Origin of the sequence: Halosimplex amylolyticum, assembly GCF_051414035.1 — an archaeon.
GTDB lineage: Archaea > Halobacteriota > Halobacteria > Halobacteriales > Haloarculaceae > Halosimplex > Halosimplex amylolyticum.
Genome location: NZ_JBLKNW010000011.1, coordinates 31,714 through 50,912, shown reverse-complemented (window position 1 = coordinate 50,912; position 19,199 = coordinate 31,714). Strand labels below are relative to the sequence as shown.

Below are 19,199 nucleotides of genomic sequence, written 5' to 3'. Positions count from 1 at the left end.
CCAAGGACGGGTATGCTCAGAGGCGAGTTCGAGTCGGCGGGCGAACTGTCACCCGAGGAGTTGCGCAGCGCGTACGGCGAGGCGCTCGCGGCGACGGTCGAGGCAGTCGGCGTCGACACCGTCGTCGAGCGCTCGGGCGTCGACCGCGACGTCGTCGAGGCGGTCGCGGCCGGCGACGAGCCCGAACTGACGCTGGAAGCCGCGGCGGCGATCCTCTCCGCGGACCCGGAGCGACCCGACGGCGAGACCCTGAAGATGGACGCGCTCGACGTGCTCCTGATGGGGATGACGACCGCGGTCGTCGACGTCGACGCCGTCGCGACCGGACTGGACGACGAGATGGGTCCCAAGGAGATCCAGCAGAAAGTCGAGGGGCGCTACCCGATCACCCTCGGCGAGTACGCGGCGATCCACCACTTCCTCGAATCGCGATAACATGCGTGTCGCCATCCTCGGCTGCGGCTACGTCGGCCTGGAACTCGGCCGGCGACTCGCGGCCGACCACGAGGTGGTCGGCGTCCGTCGTTCCGCCGAGGGCGTCGAACGCATCGAAGCGGCCGGGCTCGACGGGGTGCAGGCCGACGTGACCGACGCCGACGCCCTGGAGCGGGTACCGGACGCCGACGCGATCGTCTTCGCCGCCAGCAGCGGCGGCCGCGGCGCCGACGCCGCCCGCGAGGTGTACGTCGACGGGCTCTCGACCGCGATCGATCACTTCTGCGGTCGGTCCGACCCGCCCGACCGCGTCGTGTATACGTCGAGCACAGGCGTATACGGGGACCACGGCGGCGACTGGGTCGACGAGTCGACGCCCATCGAGCCGACCACGCCCAAGACGGAGGTGCTCGCCGAGGCCGAGCGGATCGCGATCGAGCGCCCCGCGGAGTACGGTGCAGATGGGACGGTCGCGCGCTACGCCGGTCTCTACGGTCCGGAGCGCTACCGCCTGTCGCGCTACGTCGAGGGACCGGTGACCGAGGGGTATCTCAACATGGTCCACCGCGACGACGCGGTGGGAGCGGTGCTGTACCTGCTCGAATCGGCCCGCGCTCGCGGCGAGGCGGTCAACGTCGTCGACGACGAGCCCGTCGACAAGTGGGCGTTCGCCGATTGGCTGGCCGACCAGTGCGGCGAGCCGGAACCGCCCAAGCGCACCGTCGAGGACCGGCTCGCCGCCGAGGACCTCTCCGAGACGGTCGAGCGGCGGCTGCGGACGAGCAAGCGGGTCGCCAACGACCGGCTGCGGGAACTGGGGTACGAGTTCGAGTACCCCACCTATCGGGAGGGGTACCGGGCCGCCATCGACGCGTATCTCGGGGACGGCGACGGCGGAGACGAGTGACCACTCCGTCGCGGTCCGATCCCGACTTCCCCACGAACGTAGGTCGCGTATCGCCGTGGAAACCCGTCAGTCGGCCTTGATTCGGTCGAATCACCGACGTGCGGAACAGTGAGAAACTACTTGACCCTCGAAGGCGACAGCCCGGATATGCCACACGCCGCCGCGGGTGGCGCCGGCGTTGCCGCGCCCTCGGACGCCGCGTCGGCGGTCGCCGAGCAGGACCCGCTGGTCCTCGCGGCCGCCGTCGTCGGCCTGCTCGCGGTTCTCGTCGCGCTCTGGTGGGGCATTCGGCGCCTCCGCCGGACGCCCGGCGAGCGGTTCGTCCGCAAGCTCGCGACTCACGAGGACGTCTCCGTCCTCATGCACCCCAACCCCGACCCCGACGCCATGGCCTCGGCACTCGCGGTCGCCGAGTTCGCCGAGGAGGTCGGCGTCGACACGTCACTGCAGTACCCCGGCCAGATCCGCCACCAGGAGAACCGGGCGTTCGAGACCGTCCTCGACCTGGACTTCGACCAGATAGACACCGCGAACGACCTGCTCTCGGAGAACGTCGTCCTCGTCGACCACAACGAACCCCGGGGGTTCGCCGGCGCGGAGGGCGTCGACCCCGTCGCCGTCGTCGACCACCACCCCGGCGACGGCACCGGGTCGGAGTTCACCGACGTCCGACCCGACCACGGCGCCTGCGCCAGCATCCTCGCTGAGTACTTCGAGCAGCAGGGCTGGGACCCCCTCTCGCCCGAGGAGGCCGAGGCGGTCAACGGCGACGCCGACTACGTCCTCGACTCCGACACCGCCACCGGGCTCCTCTACGGCATCCAGTCGGACACCAAACACCTCACCAAGGGCTGCTCCGCCGCGGAGTTCGCCGCCAGCGCATACCTCTACGAGGGAATCGACGAGGACCGCCTCGACCGCATCGCCAACCCGCAGGTCGACGCCGAAGTCCTCGACGTGAAGGCCCGCGCCATCGACGAGCGGTCCGTCCGCAACGCCTTCGCCGTCAGCGACGTCGGCGAGGTGTCCAACGCCGACGCCATCCCACAGGCCGCCGACGAACTGACCCGGCTGGAGGGCGTGACCGCCGTCGTCGTGATGGGACAGAAGGGCGACACGCTCCATCTGTCGGGCCGGTCGCGCGACGACCGCGTCCACATGGGCAAGACGCTCCGGGCGGTCGTCGAGGAGATCCCGATGGCCAACGCCGGCGGCCACGCCCGGATGGGCGGCGGCCAGCTCTCCGTCGAGCACATGGAGGGCCTCGGCCCCGGCGACGGCATGGACCGCCAGGAGTTCGTCGATCGGCTGTTCGACGCGATGGCCGGCGATATCTAGCTGTTCTCCCTGTCTGCGCAGTTGCTGGTACTCCGGTCGTCGTCGGTTTTGACCCGTGTGTGATCTCGACCCGCTCGCGAGGAGTGAACTCGACCGCGAACGACAGCAAGCGATTCCGAGACGACGGCGCGCGCCAGAACAGAAGTCGATCGGTCGACGCTCACTCCCCGGTCACGTCGTCGAGTGCGCGCTGGGAGACGTCGAAGAGCTCGTCGGGGTCCAGGTCCGTCTCGGTCCAGGCTGGGAGTCGGTCGTCGGACTCCGGCGCGCGGACGGACTCGGCGTAGGCGTCGACCTGCTCGCGCTCGGCCGCGCGGTCGAACTCCAGGCCGTTGAACGCGGCGTCGGCGGCGTACTGGTCGACGAGTCGCCGGGCGGTCGTCCGGTAGCGCTCGCGCAGGACCTCGTGGTCGACGGCGACGCCGTGGTCGGCGAGCGCGTTGAACAGGGCGGCGGCGACCTCGTCGGCCATGTCCGAGAGCCCGCCGCGGCCGCTGACGGCGCGGTGGTCGTGCTCGTGGATGCCCAGGTCGACCTGCGCGGTGCCCTCGAACCCGGCTTCGCGGAACGCGTCGCCGAGCGTGCCGACCTCCAGTCCCCACCCGCGGGGCGGTCGGAGACGGCGGACGAGGTCGCTGGTGGCCGCGAACTCCCCGGCGAGCGCGTAGCGGAACGCGCCGAGGTAGTCTATCACGGGTTCGTCGTGCGACTCGGCGAGCGCGGCGACGACGGGTTCGTAGAGGAGGCGACAGAGGCGACCGTAGAGACGGCGGTTCTCGACGCGGGCGTAGTAGCCCTTGACGAACGAGTAGTCCTCGGCGAGCGGGAAGAGCAGGCGGGGGACGTGGTCGGGGCCGTAGGTCGTCGCGTCGGCGTCGTGGACGGCGACGAACTCGCTCCGGGCGGCGGCGACGCCGAGCGCGAGCCACACGTCGCGGCCCTTCCCGGCCTCGCCATTGACACCGTGCTCGTCGAGCAGTGGCCGGACGGCCGGCGCGTTACACCACAGCAGGTCGGCGTCCACGTCGATCGAGTCGACCCACTCGCGGACCGCGTCGACGTTCCCGTCGCTGGCGCGCAGGGCGACGAGGACCGACTGCGGGTCGACGTCGCCGAGCGTCGATAGCACCTGCTCGGCGGCGAGGCTGGCGTGGTCGCGGTCGGTCAGGGGCACGACGACCGTGGCGCGGTCGACGGGGGCGTCGGGGCTCGCGTCGCCGAAGTCGTGCAGCGTCGCGACGCGCTCCTGGACGTACTCCATCGTCGCTCGCTAGCGACTCGATTCCCATATAGTCCGCTGTTTCGACGGGCGAGTCCCCGGACCGGCTCGGCCTCTGGGCGGTCGTCGGTTCTGCTGGGGCCGAAGCTGACCCGACCGCGACCGCCGATCCGTGCCAGTCGCCCGACGTATCGCCGGACTGGACCGGATTCGGTGCGTTCGATCTATGCATGGGGTTTTTGAGAGTCCGTGTCGTACCCCCGGCCATGAAATCGGTCCGGAAGGGGCTCCGTTCGGGCGAGATCGAGAAAGACGTCTACGAGCGACTCGCCTGCACCGAGTGCGGCGAGGAGCTCGGGACGGAGAACGACCCCGACGAGCTCGGCACCGTCCGGGTCTGTCCCGAGTGCGGCAGCAAGTGGAAGAAGGTCGGATAGTCGCGATTCGGCCGCGGATCGACGACCGGACAGCAGCCCGTTTCTCGCGCTCGCCCGTCACTCGAAGACCGCGTCGAACGAGTCCGCGCCCAGCGGCGGCTCGGTCCCCGCGGCGACGTTCTCGGCGACGTGCTCGGGGGACCCCATCCCGACCAGCGAACAGGTGACCCCCGGCGCGCTCCGCGCGAAGTTGATCGCCTTCTGCGCGTTCGTCTCCCCGGCGACGCGCTCGGCCACGTCCTCCGGGAGTCCCGCCGACGCGAGCCGTCCCTGCGCGAGCGACGCGCTCGTGAAGACGTTCAGGCCCGCGTCGTGTGCGAACCACAGCGTCGACTGCGTTCCCTCGCTCCCCTCCTGGGCCTCGACCGTGAACGCGTCGGCCATCACGACGTTGAACGGCAACTGGATCGCCCGGAAGTGCGTCGCGGCGTTGTTCGCACGTTTGGCGGCCTCCCGCGCCCGCGAGACGACTTCCGCCAGCGAGAGGTAGCTGTCGTCGTCGACCGGCACCCGGAACGCCTCCCACGTCGCGACGCCGTACTGGCTGATGTCCCCCTCGGCGGCTCGCTCTTCGAGACGGGTGAACGTGTCCTCTAGCTGGTCGTAGACCGCTTCGGGGGAGCGTTCTGCCAGCTGGGTTTCCGGGTTGTGGACGTAGTACAGGTCGATCGAGTCGAGGCCGAGGTTGGCGAGCGACCGGTCGAGCTGGTCGTCGATGAATCCGGGCGCGATGCAGTGCTGGCCGGCCACGAGGTCGTCCGTGTCGACGATGCCGGTGTCGACGTACTCGCGGTGGATCCACCGGCCCGGGTCGTCGGGGCGCTCGCCGTCGAAGGGGACGAACCCGCCCTTCGTCGCGACGAGCGCGGCATCGCGGTCGATATCGGCTTCCTCGACGGCCCGGCCGACGACGCGCTCGCTGCGCTGGTTGCGGTAGTTGATCGCTGTGTCGACGACGTTGACACCGTTTTCGAGGGCTTCGACGACGGCCTCGCGGTAGGCGTCGTCGGCCTCGTCGGTCGGGTCGCCGAGGTAGGTGCCGACGCCGATGCTGGAGACGACGCCTTCGCCGAACCGCCGGAAGTAGGTCCGGGCGAACCGGTCGCCGAACTCGTCGCGGTACGCCCACGTCGCGTCCCTGGTGACCATACCGACGGTTCGGCCCCGGCGGGGAAAAGCGTGCCATCTCGACCGTACTGTGAGCCAGCGGGCGATTTATTGTTGCCTCCCGCAACGAACCGCGTATGACCGAGCGAATCAGACCGAGCCCCGAGAACCCGTGGTACTGGTCGGACGGCGACGAGCCGATCGTCCTCCTCGGCGGGACGGACAAGGACAACCTCTTCCAGTGGACCGGCCCGCGACTGGAGGACCACCTCGACGACCTCGTCGAAGCCGGCGGGAACTTCGTCCGCAACACGATGTCGGACCGCAAGGACGGGGACGTCCCGCCGTTCGCACGAAACGAGGACGGGACGTACGACCTCGAACGGTGGAACGACGACTACTGGGATCGGCTCGCCGCGTTCCTCGACGCGACCGCCGAGCGCGACGTCGTCGTCGGGCTGACGCTGTGGGACCAGCACGACCTGGCCGGGTCCAGGTGGGACGAGCACGCCTGGAATCCGGTCAACAACGACACGCTCCCCGAGGACTCGCTGCCCGCGACGGGCGGGGACCACTGGCAAGACCGGATCGCCTTCTTCCGCACCGTCGAGGAGGACAACGAGCCCGTGCTCACCCACCAGGAACGGTTCGTCGACCGGGTCCTCGAGCACACGCTCGACTACGGGAACGTCGTCTACAACGTCACCAACGAGGGGTGGGCCGGGATCGAGTGGGAACTGCACTGGGCCGAACACGTGTCGGACCGGGCCGAGGAGCGCGGGGTCCACGTCGAGGTCGCCAACATGAACATGAACCCGGGCGAGTCCGTCGAGAAGGTCGTCGCCCATCCCGACGCGTTCTCCTACGTCGAGGTGTCCCAGCACAACCAGCACTTCGCGGGAGCGACCGGGCAGGACCACTGGGACAACCTCCAGGCGTGGCGCACGGACGTCGAGGACGCCATTGGCCCGCGGCCGTTCAACAACGTGAAGATCTACGGCGGCTTCGACGGCGGGAAAGACGCCGCCGGGGACGCCGACCAGGCGGTCCGGTGGTTCTGGCGGAACGTCCTCGGCGGGTGCGCTGCGTGCCGGTTCCACAGACAGGTCGCGGGCGGCGACGAGGGCTGGGGGATCGGCGGGAGCGAGCGAGCGCTGACGCAGATCCGGTCGGTTCGCGCGATCGAGCAGGTCGTCGACTTCCCCGCCCTGACGCCGCGGGAGGACCTGCTGGCCGCCGCGGCTCCCGACGAAGCCTACTGTGTCGCCGACCCGGGGGACGCCTACGTCGTCTACTTCCCCGACGGCGGCGACGCCACGCTCGCCGTCGAAGCGGGCTCGTATCGACTCCGGAATCTCGACGCCGAAGCGGCCGCGTGGACGGACGAGGAGACGGTCGAGGTCACGTCTGAAATCCCGGTGAACCCCCCGGAACGGCCCAATCAGGTCGTCGTCCTCACCGCCGAACCGTGACCACCGACCGGGTGGATCCAGCCAGGGGGCGAGCTACTCCCCCTCGACGTGCTCGGCCATCCACGCGAACTGCTCCTCGACCATCCGGCGGCCGGCGTCGGTGAGCGCGTACTCGTCGTGGATGCCCGCCTCCCGGAGTTCGAGGTGGCCGTTGTCCACGAGCGTGTCGAGCGCGCCGTAGAACGAGCGCGGTTCGATCCGCTCGTCGTAGTGGGATTCGAGCCGCGACTTGAGCGCCTGGCCGTGGAGCGGCCCCTCCCCGGCGAGGATGATCGCCAGGTCCCGGCGGCGCCCACTCTGGAGCCACTTGGTCATACCCGCCCGTGCGTCCGGCGACGGTTCGACTCTTGCGGTTCCCGGCCGAACAGCTCTCGGCAGGGCCGGCGGGAGATCGAAGCCTACGACTATCACCGCCACTGACTCTCGGCAATGACCGACGCGACCGAGACGAGCGACGGGATCACGGCCCGCTACGAGGAGACCGACACCGAGCGGCTGCTGACCTTCGAGCGCGACGGGCGGACGGCCGCGGTCGCCCAGAACGTGGACGGCTACGCCATGCTGAAAGTCCGGCCGAGCGCAGAGGGCGACGAACTCGAACGCTACTACGGGTTCGATATGGCGCTCGACCACGCCGCCGAACTGCTCGGCGTCGCGGCCCACGACCTGCCCGTGCCGGACGCCGCGGCTGACATGGGGATGTGACGGAAGGGAGTCGATCCCCGCTCGTTCTTGCGATCGGAGCGATCGATCGTGCGATCGGTTTACAGATTAACGCGCTCCTTTTACCGCCTGGAGTACGTACGGATAGTCGATGACTCACCCACGCGTTTCCGGCGTCGGGTTGACCCCCTTCGGGGAGCACTCCGAGCGGACGGGCCGGGACCTGTTCGCGGAGGCCGGCCTGGCCGCGCTGGACGACTCGGGGGTCGACCCCGCCGACGTCGAGGCCCTGTTCTACGGCAACTTCATGGGCGAACTCGCCGAACATCAGGGCCACCAGGCCCCGCTGATGGCCGAAGCCGTCGGGCTCGACGTCCCGGCCACGCGGTTCGAGGCCGCCTGCGCCTCCAGCGGCGCCGCGGTCCGCGAAGCCGTCAAACACCTGCGCAGCGGCGAAGCGGACGTGATCCTCGTCGGGGGGAGCGAGCGCATGACCAACATCGGCACCGCGGGCGCGACGGACGCGCTCTCCATCGCCGCGGACGACCTCTACGAGATCCGCGCCGGGATGACCTTCCCCGGCGCCTACGCGCTGATGGCCCGCGCGTACTTCCGGGAGTACGGCGGCACCCGCGAAGATCTGGCTCACGTCGCCGTGAAGAACCACGACCACGCCCTCCCCAACGAGTACGCACAGCTCAGGAAGGAGATCACGGTCGACGACGCGCTGGGGGCGCCGATGGTCGCCGAACCGCTCGGGCTCTACGACGCCTGCCCGATCACCGACGGCGCCAGCGCGGCCGTCCTGACCAGCGCCGAGTACGCCGAGGAACACGACCTCGACGCCTCGGTCGCGATCACCGGCACCGGCCAGGGCGGCGACCGGATGGCCCTGCACGACCGCGAGCACCTGGCGCAGTCGCCGGCCGCGAACAAGGCGGCCGACGAGGCGTACGCCGACGCCGGCGTCGGCCCCGACGACGTGGACGTCGCCGAGGTCCACGACTGCTTCACGATCGCCGAGGTGCTCGCGATCGAGTCGCTGGGCCTCTACGAACCTGGTGAGGGGATCACCGCCGCGCGCGAGGGAGAGACCCACGCCACCGGCGAGACGCCGGTCAACCTCTCCGGCGGCCTGAAGGCGAAGGGGCACCCGGTCGGTGCGACCGGCGTCGCGCAGATCGTCTCGCTCGCGAAGCTCCTGGAGGGCGAATCGTCGTGGTCCGACGACGTGGGCGACGCGCGGGTCGGCGTCGCACACAACGCCGGCGGAACCGTCGCGAGTGCGACCGTCCACGTGCTGGAGGTGATGGGATGAGCGACAAAGCCAGAGACGGGCAGTACGACGACCTGCTCGACGCCATCGAGGACGGCGAGGGGTACTACGTAGCGTGTGCGAACGGCCACGGCTGGCTGCCGCCGCGGCGGGTCTGTCCGGACTGCGGGAGCCGCGAGCTGACCGAGACACCGCTCCCCGACTCGGGCGAGGTGGCGACGTTCACGACAGTCTCGGTCGCGACGCCGCAGTTCAGCGCCGACACGCCGTACGTCACGGCCATCGTGGACTACGGTCCAGTTCGCGTGACCGGCCTGCTACGGGGCGTCGACCCCGACGACATCGAGGTCGGGATGCCAGTCGGCGTCGAGGTCGGCGAGCGCGAGACCACCGGGGATCGCGCCATCGTCTTCCGGCCGCGGTAGTCCAGCGGGTGTCGACGGCGCAGTTCAGGACGCCACGATCCCCAGCCCGACGACGACGAACCCGAGCACGACGATCGTGATCCCGACGCCGTAGGCCCAGAGCCGCTGGTAACGTTCCGCTCGTTCGGGGTCGTCCCGCCACGTCTGCGCCGAAACGAAGCTCCGGAGATAGTTCGGGAAGCCGATCGAGAATACGCCCAGCCCGATCAACACGACGCCGAGAAAGATGGTGGCCGGGTCCATACCGCTCGGTACGTCCACCGCTGTCAAGGCGGTTTTGTTCCGTGCCCGTTACGCCCCGTTCGAACCGTCGCCCACCAGTTCGATGTCGGGGTCCGGCGGGTCGTCCATGCCGACGCCGAGGAAGAAACTCGGGTGGGGCGGCTGGTTGTAGGCGACGTTCTGCCAGGCGACCGCCGTCCGGTACATCGGGTCGTGCATCAGCGTGGGGATCCGGTGGTCCGTCTCCCGAGTCGTCGCGTACAGCCTGAGCGCCTCGCTGTCTTCGGTCCGCCAGATAACCTCCTCGCGCCAGTCGCCGAGGAGGTCGGCCGAGAGACAGGGGTTGCCCTTCGTCCAGTTGTTCGACCGAGTGCCGTCGAAGCGGACCAGCGTCTCCAGTTCCTCGGCCTCGTGGTCCCAGCGGTCTATCCTCCCGACGCCGACGCCGGCGTCGCCGTCCCAGTCGTGGTCGAGCAGTTCGCGCTGTACGTCGCCGGTCCACCAGATGCCGAAGTTGTACGACTGGGGGATCTCGTCGCCGATCTTCTCGCCGTCGGCGGTCCACAGGCCGACGCCGGCGGGCGCCCACGCCTCCGCGCCCGAATGGGTCGGGTCGATGTCCGCGATCATCCCGCGGCCGGTGTCGGTGCCGGTGTACTCGCCCCAGATGAGGTCGCCCGTGCCGGCCTCGCGCATCGACGCGCCGTGCTCGGCGTCGGCCTCCTCGTGGACCTGGTAGACCTCCAGTCCCTCGCGCTCGGGGTCGAAGTCGCCGACGTGGAGCGCGTCGCCGTGGCCCCAGCCCGTCGAGTAGAGGCCGGTGCCGTCGTGGTCGACGACGCAGGCGCCGTAGACGACCTCGTCCTTGCCGTCGTCGTCGACGTCGGCGACGCTCAACTGGTGGTTGCCCTGGCCCTCGTAGGCCTCGTTGCCGGGGTCGGTGCTGTCGAAGGTCCAGCGGTGAGTCAACTCGCCGTCGCGGAAGTCGAACGCGGCGAGCATCGTCTTCTCGTAGTAGCCGCGGGCCTGCACGATGCTCGGGTACTCGCCGTCGAGGTAGGCGACGCAGGCGAGGTACCGGTCGCCCCGGTTGCCGTAGTCGTCGCCCCAGTCGGCGATGTCCCCGCGGGCCGGCTCGAAGTCCACGGTCTGGAGGGCTTCACCGGTCTCGCCGTCGAAGACGGTGAGATACTCGGGTCCCTCGATGACGCGTCCGGTCTCGTCGGGGTAGCGCGCGTCGGGGTCGCCGATGACGGTGCCCGCGGCGTCGACCGTCCCGTCGGCCGTCCGGCAGACCAGTTCTGCGCGGCCGTCGCCGTCGAAGTCGTAGACGAGGAACTGGGTGTAGTGCGCGCCGGCACGGATATTGCGACCGAGTTCGATCCGCCAGTGGCGGGTCCCGTCGAGCGCGTAGGCGTCGAGGATCACCTGGTTGGTGTGGCCCTCGTGGGCGTTGTCCTCCGCGTTCGACGAGAAACGGTCTGTGACGAGAAACGGTCGGGGACACGCCGGTTTATTCGTCGCTCTCGCCGATCTCCGGGTGTTCGGTGGCCTCGCCGCGGACGACGCGGAGGAACTCGGTCGGGTGCTCGACGTGGGGGAGCAGCGCCGACTCGCCGATGGAGACCAGTTCGACGTCGGCCACCGTCGCGAGGTCGCGCCCCGCCGACAGCGACGGCATGTCGTTCTCGCGGCCCCAGATCAGCGTGACGGGGACGTCGAGGTCGCCCAGCAAGTCGCCCAGGTCGACGTCGGGGTCGAGGTGGCCGCTGACGAAGGAGGCGGGCGCGAAGCGGGCGCCGGGCTGGTGGGCCGTCTGCCACTCGTACTCGACGGTCTCGTCGTCCAGGTTCGACGCGTCGTGGTAGCCGTGGTCGTCGTGGAAGTACCGGATCGAGCGCTCGCTCCCGATGGCGTTGAAGACCGCCTGCCCGACGACGGGCGCGCGGAGCAGCGAACGGAGCCACACCCGCCGACCCGGGACGGTGTCGGCGGTCGGGCAGATCAGGACGAGCCGCGAGAGGTTCAGGTCGCGAGCGGCGTCGGCGGCGTACGCACCGGTGAGCGACGAGGCGACGAGGACGGCCTCGTCGCTCACGTCGGTGACGAAGTCGCGGACGAACGTCGTGTACAGCGACGCGGAGTAGGTCAGCGGGGGCCGGTCGGACAGCCCGAACCCGGGCAGGTCGGGCGCGACGACGTGGTAGTCCCGGGCCAGTTCCTCGAACACGTGCCGCCACTCGTGGCTCGTCGCCACCGCGTTGATCCCGTGGAGGAGGACGAGATCCGGGTCCTCGGGGTCGCCGGCCTCGGTGTAGGCCACGTCGAAGCCGCGCCAGCGGTAGGTGCCGGACGCGCCACGCAGTGGCGGCCCCAGCTCTCCCGCCCGCCGGCCGATCGCGCGGTTGGTCACGGCGGCCGCGCCGACGGCACCGAACGTCGCTCCGACGAGAGTCCGCAGTTTCATGGCCGAATGTAGGGGCCTCTGCCGCTTATAAGTGATGCACTGCACACAGGACCGGTTCACGGCCGGCCGCAAGTGCGCTCGCTGGGCCGGAAAACGGCTCGCAAACCGGCGACCCGGCGGACGCTCACTCCCGGCGCTCTGCAACGCAGTCGGCCAGCGGTTCGAGGATCTCCTCGGCGACGGTGTACGGGTCGGTCTCCCGGCGGAGCACCGCGTCGACGTGCTCGTCCAGGCCGCCCCGCGCTTCGATCTCGTCGGCCAGGAGTCCGCGGACGTCCTCGCGCAGGAGCGTCCGGATCTCCTCGGCGTAGCGAGTCCGCGCCTTCGATTCGAGGCGACCCGACTCTACGAGGTGCGAGCGGTGGGCCGCGAGGGCGTCGATGAAGTCGTCGACCCCCTCGCCCCGGTTGGCGACCGTCTCGACGATCGGCGGGTCCCAGGGCTCGACTGCATCGGCGTCGTCCACCGCTGGGCCATCGGCTGCCGAGTCTCCACCCCCGCCCCCGTTCCCGCTCCTGCCCTCGCCCCCGCCTCCGACGTCGACGGTCGTCTCCTCGAAACCGTGGTGGCCGCCACCCACCTGCACGTCGCCGTCGCGCAACTGGAGCATCTCCCGGAGCTCCTGCACGGTGCGGTCGGCGCCGTCGAGGTCGGCCTTGTTGACGACGAAGAGGTCGGCGATCTCCAGGATGCCGGCCTTGAGCATCTGGACGTCGTCGCCGCTACTCGGCGGGACCAGGACGGCGACGGTGTCGGCCGTGCGGACGATGTCGACCTCGTTCTGGCCGGCGCCGACGGTCTCGACGAGTATCTTGTCCTTGCCGAAGGCGTCGAGCGCTTTCACGGCGTCCGTCGTCGCGGTCGAGAGGCCGCCGAGCGTGCCGCGGGCGGACATCGACCGGAAGAACACGTCCATGTCGCCGACGTTCGAGGCCATGCGGATGCGGTCGCCCAGGACCGCGCCGCCAGTGAAGGGCGAGGCGGGGTCGATGGCGATGACGCCGACGGTCAGCCCCCGGTCGCGGTAGGCCTTCGCGAGCTTGTCGACGAGCGTCGACTTGCCGGCGCCGGGGCTGCCGGTGATCCCGATCACGTCCGCGTGCCCGGTGTGCGCGTGGAGCTGCGAGACCAGCCGGCGGTAGCCCGGCGAGCGGTTCTCGATCTTCGTGATCGTCCGGGCGAGCGCCCGGTGGTTCCCGTCGAGCAGGTCCGCGATGAGGGGTTCGACGTCTCCAGCGCCCTCGTCCCGGTCGGATTGGGTGACGTCCGCATCATCGCCATCGGCCACGTCGGCGTCGTCGCCCCGACCGTCGGGGTCCCCCTCGGTCATCGTCGCTCGGGTGCGTGCTCCCGGATGTAGTCGATCATCTCGTCCATCGACGCGCCGGGACCGAAGATTTCGGCGACGCCCTCGTCGTAGAGCAGATCCTTGTCGTCGTCGGGGATGATCCCGCCGACCAGCACCAGCGTGTCGTCGCGGGCGCCGTACTCTTCCAGCCCGCCCATGATCTTGGGGACGAGCGTGTTGTGAGCGCCCGAGAGGATGGAGATGCCCAGTACGTCGACGTCTTCCTGGACGGCCGCCTGGACGACCTCGTCCGGCGAGCGGTGGAGTCCGGAGTAGATGACCTCGAAGCCCGCGTCGCGCAGCGCCCGCGCGATGACGTGTGCGCCGCGGTCGTGCCCGTCGAGGCCGACCTTGGCGACGAGACAGCGGATCTGGCGTTGACCCTGCTCTGCGCTCATGCCCGGCAGTTGGTCCGGTTCCGGTTTCACGTTTGCGGTGATTTTTGCGAGACGCGCGGTTCCCGGTCCGGTCCGTTCCAGTTCGGCTCGACAGTCCGGTCCGTCCGGCATCCTCGATTCCGAAGCGGGTATACCGACGGCGTCCACAGGATCGGTATGGCAGTCGCCGACTCCCTCCAGTCCAGGGCCCGGGCGAACCCGCGGCGCGTGACGGCCGTGCTCTCGGCTATCGGGTACGTGCTCGTCATCGGCGCGTTCACGCCGTACGCGCCGTTCCCGTCGATCAGCGACGCCGCCGTCATCCTGCTGGGCGACGCGATCGCCGCCGTGAACTCGCTGGCGCTCGTGTCGATCCTGGTCGGCGTCCGGTACATCAAACGCGGCGAGGTGGCGAAACACCGGACGGCGATGCTGACGGCGTTCGCGCTCATCCTCGTCTTCCTCGTCATGTACCTGCTGAAGGTCGGCGGCGGGTTCGAGAAGTCGATCCTCGCCTCCGGCGTCGTCTACTACGCGTACCTCGCCATGCTCGCGATCCACATCCTCCTCTCGGCGCTTGCGGTGCCGGTCGTCCTCCACGCCGTCGTGCTGGGGCTGACTCACAGCCCCGCGGAGCTACGCGACACCTCGCACGCCCGCGTCGGCCGGATCGCCGTCGCCGCGTGGTCGCTCAGCCTCTTCCTCGGCATCGTGACCTACCTCCTGCTCAACCACGTCTACATGTGGGAGAAGCGCGGACACGCCGCGTTGCTGGTGCTCGCCGTCGGGCCGTCGATCCGGGCGTTCGTCGCCCGCGGCTCCGACGACGAGTGACCGATGTCCGGCGCACCCACACGCGCCCCGACTGCTTTTCCGCCAGCGAGTGCTACTCGCTCGCATGGCCGAGCAGCCGAACGCGCCCGCCGACGACCCGCCGGCCGGAACGGACGCAGCGCAGGCGACCGCCCGCCACGGCGGACAGGGCCAGCCCGCACCGGAGACCGGCCGCTGTGACTTCTGCCGGCTCCCGATCCCGGGAGCGCCGGTCACCGCCGAGTACGATGGCGAGCAGTACGCCTACTGCTGTGAGTCCTGCCGGGAGTCCGCCCGGACGCACGAGAAGGTGTTCACCCAGTATCACGGGTTCCGCCGGGTGCCGACGGGCGTCGCGCCGCTCGACGAGAGCCTCCCGCAGGGCGTCCCTCGGAACTCCTTCGTCCTCCTGACGGACCTCGCGGGCACGCGCACCGAGGCGATCCAGGCGGAACTGGTCTGGCGGGCGCTCCTGCGCGGCGAGCCGGCCGTCTACGTCTCGTTCCTCGAACCGCCGATGTCCGTCGTCCAGGAGTTCGTCACGCTGGACTGGAACGTCCTCCCCTACCTGGAGTCGGGACAACTCCAGATCCTCGACTGTTTCACGTACCGTCTGGAGAACCGCGAGCGCATGTACGACCGGCTCAACGAGTGGAACGCCTTCCTCTCGGACGTCGCGGCCGAAGCGACGACGCAGGTCCGCGACCCGACCGAACTGGGTGAACTGAGCAACCGGATCGACGGCGTGCTCGAAGCCCGTGAGATGGAAGACCGTGGTATCGTCGTCGTCGACTCGCTGACGGAGTTCGGCGCGCTGGTCCAGCCGGTCAAGGCCTACGCGTTCCTGAAAGACGTCCGCGCCGAGGTGTGCAAGAGCCGCTTCGTCCCCATCTACGCCGGCGCGACGGTGACCGGCGAGGACCAGCAGTTCCCGCACGACCTCAACTACATGGTCGACGGCATCGTCGAGCTGAATCTCAACGAGGAACTGATCGAGGGGTCGCTCGTCAAGCAGATCCGGGTCCGCAAGATGAGCGGCGTGCTCACCCTCCCGAAGTGGGTCTCCTACGAGTACACCGCTGGCGAGGGGATCGTCACCGTCGACCTCCGGGAGGGACCGCCCGACGAGGACGCGCCCGCCGCGCAGGACGGCGCGGGCCAGACCGCGAGCGATGGACCCCGGTCCGACGCAGGCCAGAACGGGGCTGTGAGCACCGGCTACAGCCAGGGGCCGCCGGTCGGACAGACGGCGGAGGGGGGTTCGGCCGACGACCAGTCGCCGGACGGGAACAGGGACGCCGAGGAAGCGACCGAAGACGACACAGCCGACGGCGGGACAGAATGAGCGTCTCGACGGCCTGGACGCGGGGTGCGGACGGAGAAGGCTAGCTGCTCAGTCCGTCCGCGGGAGCGCGCGAGCGCCGAGCGCGACGAAGACGACCGTCAGCCCCGCGAGGACGAGCAGGTACCCCAGTTCTGGCGCGAGCGGACCGATCGGAGGGACGTCGCCGCCGTCGGTCGTCGCGCGGACGCCGCGGGCGAAGTAGGTGAGCGGCGACAGCGCGGTCGCGGGGCGGAACCACGCGGGGAGCATGTCGAGCGGGACGAACGTCTCCGAGAGGAACAGCAGCGGGAGCGCGATGGTGTTGCTCGTCGCGATGACGCCGTCCTGGGAGTCGGCCAGCGAGCCGATGAGCGCGCCGACGCCGCAGAAGAGCGTGACTCCGAGGACGACGTAGCCGACCAGCAGCCCCACGACCGGCAGGGTGAGCGGGATGGCGGCGTCGGTCAGGCCGACCACGAGCGCGAGGAGCATGAGCGCGGCGAGGCCGATGACGACGACGTTGACGAGCGTCTGGGCGAGCAGCCACTCGGTCCGCGACAGCGGCGTCGTCGCAAGCTTCTCGAAGCGGTTGCCGTCGCGGTGGCGCGCCACCTCGCTCCCGACCCGCGACAGCGGCGTGAACAGGACGACCACGGCCAGGTAGCCGGGGACGTAGTAGACGGCGGGCTCGGTGAACAGTCCACTTCCCCCGCCGGCGGTCGGCTGCGTCTGCACGAGCACGCCGAAGATGACGACGATCAGAAGCGGGAAGAAGAAGGTGAAGAAGACGGCCGTTCGCCGGCGCAGGAACGAGTGCCAGCCGGCGCGGACGGAGGCCGCGACACGGCCAGTCCGTGTCATCGCTCGCCCTCCGCGGGCGTCGCGGTCGCTCGGTCGATCCCTCGATAGTCGTACTCGTCCCCGCCTCCGCCGGCCAGCCGGAGGTACACGTCTTCGAGGTCTGGCTCGCTCCACGAGAGGGCGTCGTAGCTCGCGCCCGCGGCGTCGAGCGCGTCGACCACGTCGCCGATGGCCTCGGGCGGGACGTCCGAGACGACCAGCGAGTCGCCCGACCGCTCGGCCGGATAGGGCAGGTCGAGCGCGGCCGGGTCGGCGTCGGTCTCGACGACGAGGCGGCTCTCGCCGCCGTACTCGGCGACGAGGGCGTCGGGTTCGTCCACGGCGACGAGACGCCCGTCGGCGAGCAGGCCGACGCGGTCGGCCAGCCGGTGGGCCTCGGCCATGTCGTGCGTGGTGAGGAAGATGGTCGCCCCGCCGGCGGCGAGCGATTCGAGGAGGTCCCACAGCGACCGGCGACCGGCGGGGTCGATGCCGGTCGTCGGTTCGTCGAGGAAGAGGAGGTCGGGGTCGTTCACGAGCGCCGCGCCGACGCAGGTGCGCCGCCGCTGCCCGCCGGAGAGGTTCTCGTACCACGTGTCGGCGGCGCCGGTCAGTCCCACGTCGGCCAGCACCGCGTCGACGTCCCGGCTGTCGTCGTAGAGGCCGGCGTAGTAGGTGAGGAGTTCGCGGGCGGTGAGCCGCGCCGGCGGGTCGAACGCCTGCGGGAGGAGGCCGATGCGCTCGCGGTCGACTTCTCGGGGGTCCGCGCCGAAGACGGCGACCGGCCCCTCGGCGTCGGTCGTGCCCGTGAGCGCGCGGACGAGCGTGGTCTTGCCTGCGCCGTTCGGGCCGACCAGCGCGAACACCTCGCCCGCGTCGACCGAGAGGGAGACGCCGTCGAGCGCGACCGTGTCGCCGTAGGTCCGCCGCACGTCCTCGGCGACGAGCGTCGCTGTCATAGGCGATCCCAGCACTCGGGGTCGCAAAGGCGGTTCGGTTCGCCGCGGGCGAGCGGTGAAACGAGGAAACGGCGGTGGGGCGAGAGAGCGCATCGACGGAGGGCCGAAACGAGCGTCAGCGGGGGCGGACGGAGGGCGTCGATGGGGGAGGGCGGCAGGCGTCAGCGGGGGTGGGTGGAGGGCGTCGGCGGGATGACGGTGGGCCGAGCGTCAGCGGGGGAGAGCGGCGAGCGTCGGCGATGGAGGGGGACGGGCGTCAGCGAGGGTGGGTGGAGGGCGTCGGCAGGGCGATGTGGAGGGCGTCGGCGGGGCGATGCGGAGGGGAAGCGCCAGCGGGGGGTACCGTTCGAGAGCCGCCGTCCTCAGACGGCTCCCGGCGCCGGGTCGGGGGGCGGCGTCTCGACGCCGTCGTCGCCGTCACCTCGCCAGCGTGCGGCGACGACGAGCGCCCCCGCGCCGAGGCCGAGGAGGAGGACGACGAAGGTGACCAGGTCGCCGAGGTACGGAATCCAGCCGATCGCTTCGACGCCGACGACGCCGGCGACGAGCGCGGCCCAGCGGTTGTCGACGTCGGCCGCGTTCAGCGCGTACCGTCCGACGAGGTACTGGCCGTAGACGAGCGCGGCCCAGACGGCCAGCCAGAACAGCGCGCCGCCGGCCAGCGCCAGGGGGATGCCGACGATCGTCAGCGTCACCGCGATCAGGAGGACGGGGACGGCGAACAGCGCCGCCAGTCCGGCCGCGCCGGTCCGCGCGGGGTTGTCGACGGCCGTTTCGACCAGTTCAGCCGAGAACTGGGGGAACAGCGCGAGCAGGCCAGTGCCGATCAGCAGGGACAGCAGCGTCCAGTAGAGGCCGAGGAGCGGCGAGAAGACGCCGTCGAACGCCTCGCCGAGACCGACGCCGACCTCGACGTCGCCGACGTGCCAGCCCGTACTCGACTTCTCGGTTATCGTCCCGCCGACCGTCGCGCCGCCCTCGCGGTCGACGGTCTCGTGGTAGGTGACGTCGCCGCCGACGGTCGCGGTCGATTCGAGGACCACCGACTGACCGCTGGCCACGTCGCCGTCGACGGTGCCGGCGACTTCGACGTCGCCGCCGCCGGCGTTCGCGTCCGCTTCGACGGTCGCGCCCTCGGCGACGGTCACCGACCCACCGCCCGCGCTGGCGCTCCCCGCGACGAGGCCGTCACCGGTCACGTCGACCGATCCGGACGCCGCGGTGGCGTCGCCGTCGACCGTTCCCGCGACCGTGACCGACCCGGAGGCGGAGGTGACGTCGCCGTCGACTTCGCCGCCGTCGGCTACTTCGACCGACCCGGCGACGGCAGTGACGTCGCCCGTGACGGTGCCGCGGACGAGGACGTCCCCGGTCACGACGGTCAGGTCGCCGGAGACGGTCTCGTCCGGGTCGACCACTCTGTCGGCGTCCTGGGGCGCTGCGACCGCCGCGCCCGGGAGGAGCGCGAGCGCGACGACGAGGCTACACACGAGTACGATGGCCCGCGACGTGCGCGGGTCTGGAGTGGGAGGGGCCATTGCAGCTAAACCGTCACACCGGTTCCCGGTAA

At 70.5% G+C, this 19,199-nt stretch carries 20 protein-coding genes and 1 pseudogene; 10 read left to right on the top strand and 11 right to left on the bottom strand.

Features of this window, described 5'->3' with window-relative positions; translation table 11 throughout:
* Positions 1-12 precede the first annotated feature (12 nt).
* The 3 genes from ACMGFE_RS24255 (at position 13) to ACMGFE_RS24245 (ending at position 2,680) form a co-directional block, all read left to right on the top strand.
* On the top strand, positions 13-435 hold the full coding sequence (locus ACMGFE_RS24255) for a DUF5791 family protein (RefSeq protein WP_436927850.1): 423 nt from the start codon (positions 13-15) through the stop codon (positions 433-435).
* A gap of 1 nt (position 436) precedes the next feature.
* Complete coding sequence (locus ACMGFE_RS24250; RefSeq protein ID WP_436927849.1) at positions 437-1,342, top strand: SDR family oxidoreductase; 906 nt, start codon at positions 437-439, stop codon at positions 1,340-1,342.
* Positions 1,343-1,489: 147 nt separating this feature from the next.
* Positions 1,490-2,680 carry a DHH family phosphoesterase gene (locus tag ACMGFE_RS24245; protein WP_436927848.1) on the top strand — a complete coding sequence of 397 codons (1,191 nt, stop codon included), beginning with the start codon at positions 1,490-1,492 and terminating at the stop codon, positions 2,678-2,680.
* Positions 2,681-2,840: 160 nt separating this feature from the next.
* Here ACMGFE_RS24245 and ACMGFE_RS24240 read toward each other — a convergent pair whose 3' ends face one another.
* Complete coding sequence (locus ACMGFE_RS24240) at positions 2,841-3,941, bottom strand: glycosyltransferase family protein (protein WP_436927847.1); 1,101 nt, start codon at positions 3,939-3,941, stop codon at positions 2,841-2,843.
* Positions 3,942-4,165: 224 nt separating this feature from the next.
* Here ACMGFE_RS24240 and ACMGFE_RS24235 point away from each other — a divergent pair, with 224 nt between their 5' ends.
* Positions 4,166-4,336 (top strand): HVO_0758 family zinc finger protein, encoded by a 171-nt coding sequence (locus tag ACMGFE_RS24235; protein WP_436927846.1) that lies wholly within the window; start codon positions 4,166-4,168, stop codon positions 4,334-4,336.
* Between the two features lie 57 nt (positions 4,337-4,393).
* Here the strand turns inward: ACMGFE_RS24235 and ACMGFE_RS24230 are convergent, their stop codons facing one another.
* On the bottom strand, positions 4,394-5,485 hold the full coding sequence (locus tag ACMGFE_RS24230) for an aldo/keto reductase (protein WP_436927845.1): 1,092 nt from the start codon (positions 5,483-5,485) through the stop codon (positions 4,394-4,396).
* A 95-nt stretch (positions 5,486-5,580) separates the two neighbouring features.
* Here ACMGFE_RS24230 and ACMGFE_RS24225 point away from each other — a divergent pair, with 95 nt between their 5' ends.
* Positions 5,581-6,915, top strand: coding sequence for a DUF6298 domain-containing protein (locus ACMGFE_RS24225; protein WP_436927844.1), 1,335 nt, complete (start codon positions 5,581-5,583; stop codon positions 6,913-6,915).
* A gap of 33 nt (positions 6,916-6,948) precedes the next feature.
* Here the strand turns inward: ACMGFE_RS24225 and ACMGFE_RS24220 are convergent, their stop codons facing one another.
* Positions 6,949-7,230, bottom strand: a complete 282-nt coding sequence (locus ACMGFE_RS24220; RefSeq protein ID WP_436927843.1) for a PadR family transcriptional regulator — start codon at positions 7,228-7,230, stop codon at positions 6,949-6,951.
* A gap of 114 nt (positions 7,231-7,344) precedes the next feature.
* Between ACMGFE_RS24220 and ACMGFE_RS24215 the strand changes: the two genes are divergently transcribed.
* From ACMGFE_RS24215 to ACMGFE_RS24205, 3 genes are all read left to right on the top strand, one after another.
* A complete protein-coding gene (locus tag ACMGFE_RS24215; protein ID WP_436927842.1) occupies positions 7,345-7,620 on the top strand; it encodes a DUF7111 family protein in 276 nt (91 codons plus the stop codon).
* 109 nt (positions 7,621-7,729) lie between these two features.
* Positions 7,730-8,896, top strand: coding sequence for a thiolase domain-containing protein (locus ACMGFE_RS24210; protein ID WP_436927841.1), 1,167 nt, complete (start codon positions 7,730-7,732; stop codon positions 8,894-8,896).
* Entirely contained in the window at positions 8,893-9,279 is a 387-nt protein-coding gene (locus ACMGFE_RS24205; protein ID WP_436927840.1) for a Zn-ribbon domain-containing OB-fold protein, read from the top strand. The genes ACMGFE_RS24210 and ACMGFE_RS24205 overlap by 4 nt, the downstream gene beginning before the upstream one ends.
* Before the next feature lie 24 nt (positions 9,280-9,303).
* Here ACMGFE_RS24205 and ACMGFE_RS24200 read toward each other — a convergent pair whose 3' ends face one another.
* The 5 genes and pseudogenes from ACMGFE_RS24200 to ACMGFE_RS24180 all read right to left on the bottom strand — a co-directional run bounded on the left by ACMGFE_RS24200 (position 9,304) and on the right by ACMGFE_RS24180 (position 13,714).
* Complete coding sequence (locus tag ACMGFE_RS24200) at positions 9,304-9,522, bottom strand: hypothetical protein (RefSeq protein ID WP_436927839.1); 219 nt, start codon at positions 9,520-9,522, stop codon at positions 9,304-9,306.
* Between the two features lie 48 nt (positions 9,523-9,570).
* Positions 9,571-10,962 (bottom strand): annotated as a pseudogene (locus tag ACMGFE_RS24195) (rhamnogalacturonan lyase); the annotation flags it as partial.
* Between the two features lie 52 nt (positions 10,963-11,014).
* Positions 11,015-11,968: an alpha/beta fold hydrolase gene (locus ACMGFE_RS24190; protein WP_436927838.1), complete on the bottom strand. Its 954-nt coding sequence runs from the start codon at positions 11,966-11,968 to the stop codon at positions 11,015-11,017.
* Positions 11,969-12,092: 124 nt separating this feature from the next.
* Positions 12,093-13,298 (bottom strand): methylmalonyl Co-A mutase-associated GTPase MeaB, encoded by a 1,206-nt coding sequence (meaB, locus tag ACMGFE_RS24185; protein ID WP_436927837.1) that lies wholly within the window; start codon positions 13,296-13,298, stop codon positions 12,093-12,095.
* Positions 13,295-13,714 carry a cobalamin B12-binding domain-containing protein gene (locus ACMGFE_RS24180; protein WP_436927836.1) on the bottom strand — a complete coding sequence of 140 codons (420 nt, stop codon included), beginning with the start codon at positions 13,712-13,714 and terminating at the stop codon, positions 13,295-13,297. Before ACMGFE_RS24180 ends, meaB begins: the two co-directional genes overlap by 4 nt.
* 156 nt (positions 13,715-13,870) lie before the next feature.
* Between ACMGFE_RS24180 and ACMGFE_RS24175 the strand changes: the two genes are divergently transcribed.
* Entirely contained in the window at positions 13,871-14,527 is a 657-nt protein-coding gene (locus ACMGFE_RS24175; RefSeq protein WP_436927835.1) for a DUF420 domain-containing protein, read from the top strand.
* A gap of 64 nt (positions 14,528-14,591) precedes the next feature.
* A complete protein-coding gene (locus ACMGFE_RS24170) occupies positions 14,592-15,851 on the top strand; it encodes an ATPase domain-containing protein (protein ID WP_436927834.1) in 1,260 nt (419 codons plus the stop codon).
* 48 nt (positions 15,852-15,899) lie between these two features.
* Here the strand turns inward: ACMGFE_RS24170 and ACMGFE_RS24165 are convergent, their stop codons facing one another.
* The 3 genes from ACMGFE_RS24165 to ACMGFE_RS24155 form a co-directional block, all read right to left on the bottom strand.
* Positions 15,900-16,691 carry an ABC transporter permease gene (locus ACMGFE_RS24165; protein WP_436927833.1) on the bottom strand — a complete coding sequence of 264 codons (792 nt, stop codon included), beginning with the start codon at positions 16,689-16,691 and terminating at the stop codon, positions 15,900-15,902.
* Positions 16,688-17,629 carry an ABC transporter ATP-binding protein gene (locus ACMGFE_RS24160; RefSeq protein ID WP_436927832.1) on the bottom strand — a complete coding sequence of 314 codons (942 nt, stop codon included), beginning with the start codon at positions 17,627-17,629 and terminating at the stop codon, positions 16,688-16,690. The genes ACMGFE_RS24165 and ACMGFE_RS24160 overlap by 4 nt, the downstream gene beginning before the upstream one ends.
* Before the next feature lie 362 nt (positions 17,630-17,991).
* Entirely contained in the window at positions 17,992-19,167 is a 1,176-nt protein-coding gene (locus tag ACMGFE_RS24155) for a polymer-forming cytoskeletal protein (protein WP_436927831.1), read from the bottom strand.
* Between the last annotated feature and the right edge of the window lie 32 nt (positions 19,168-19,199).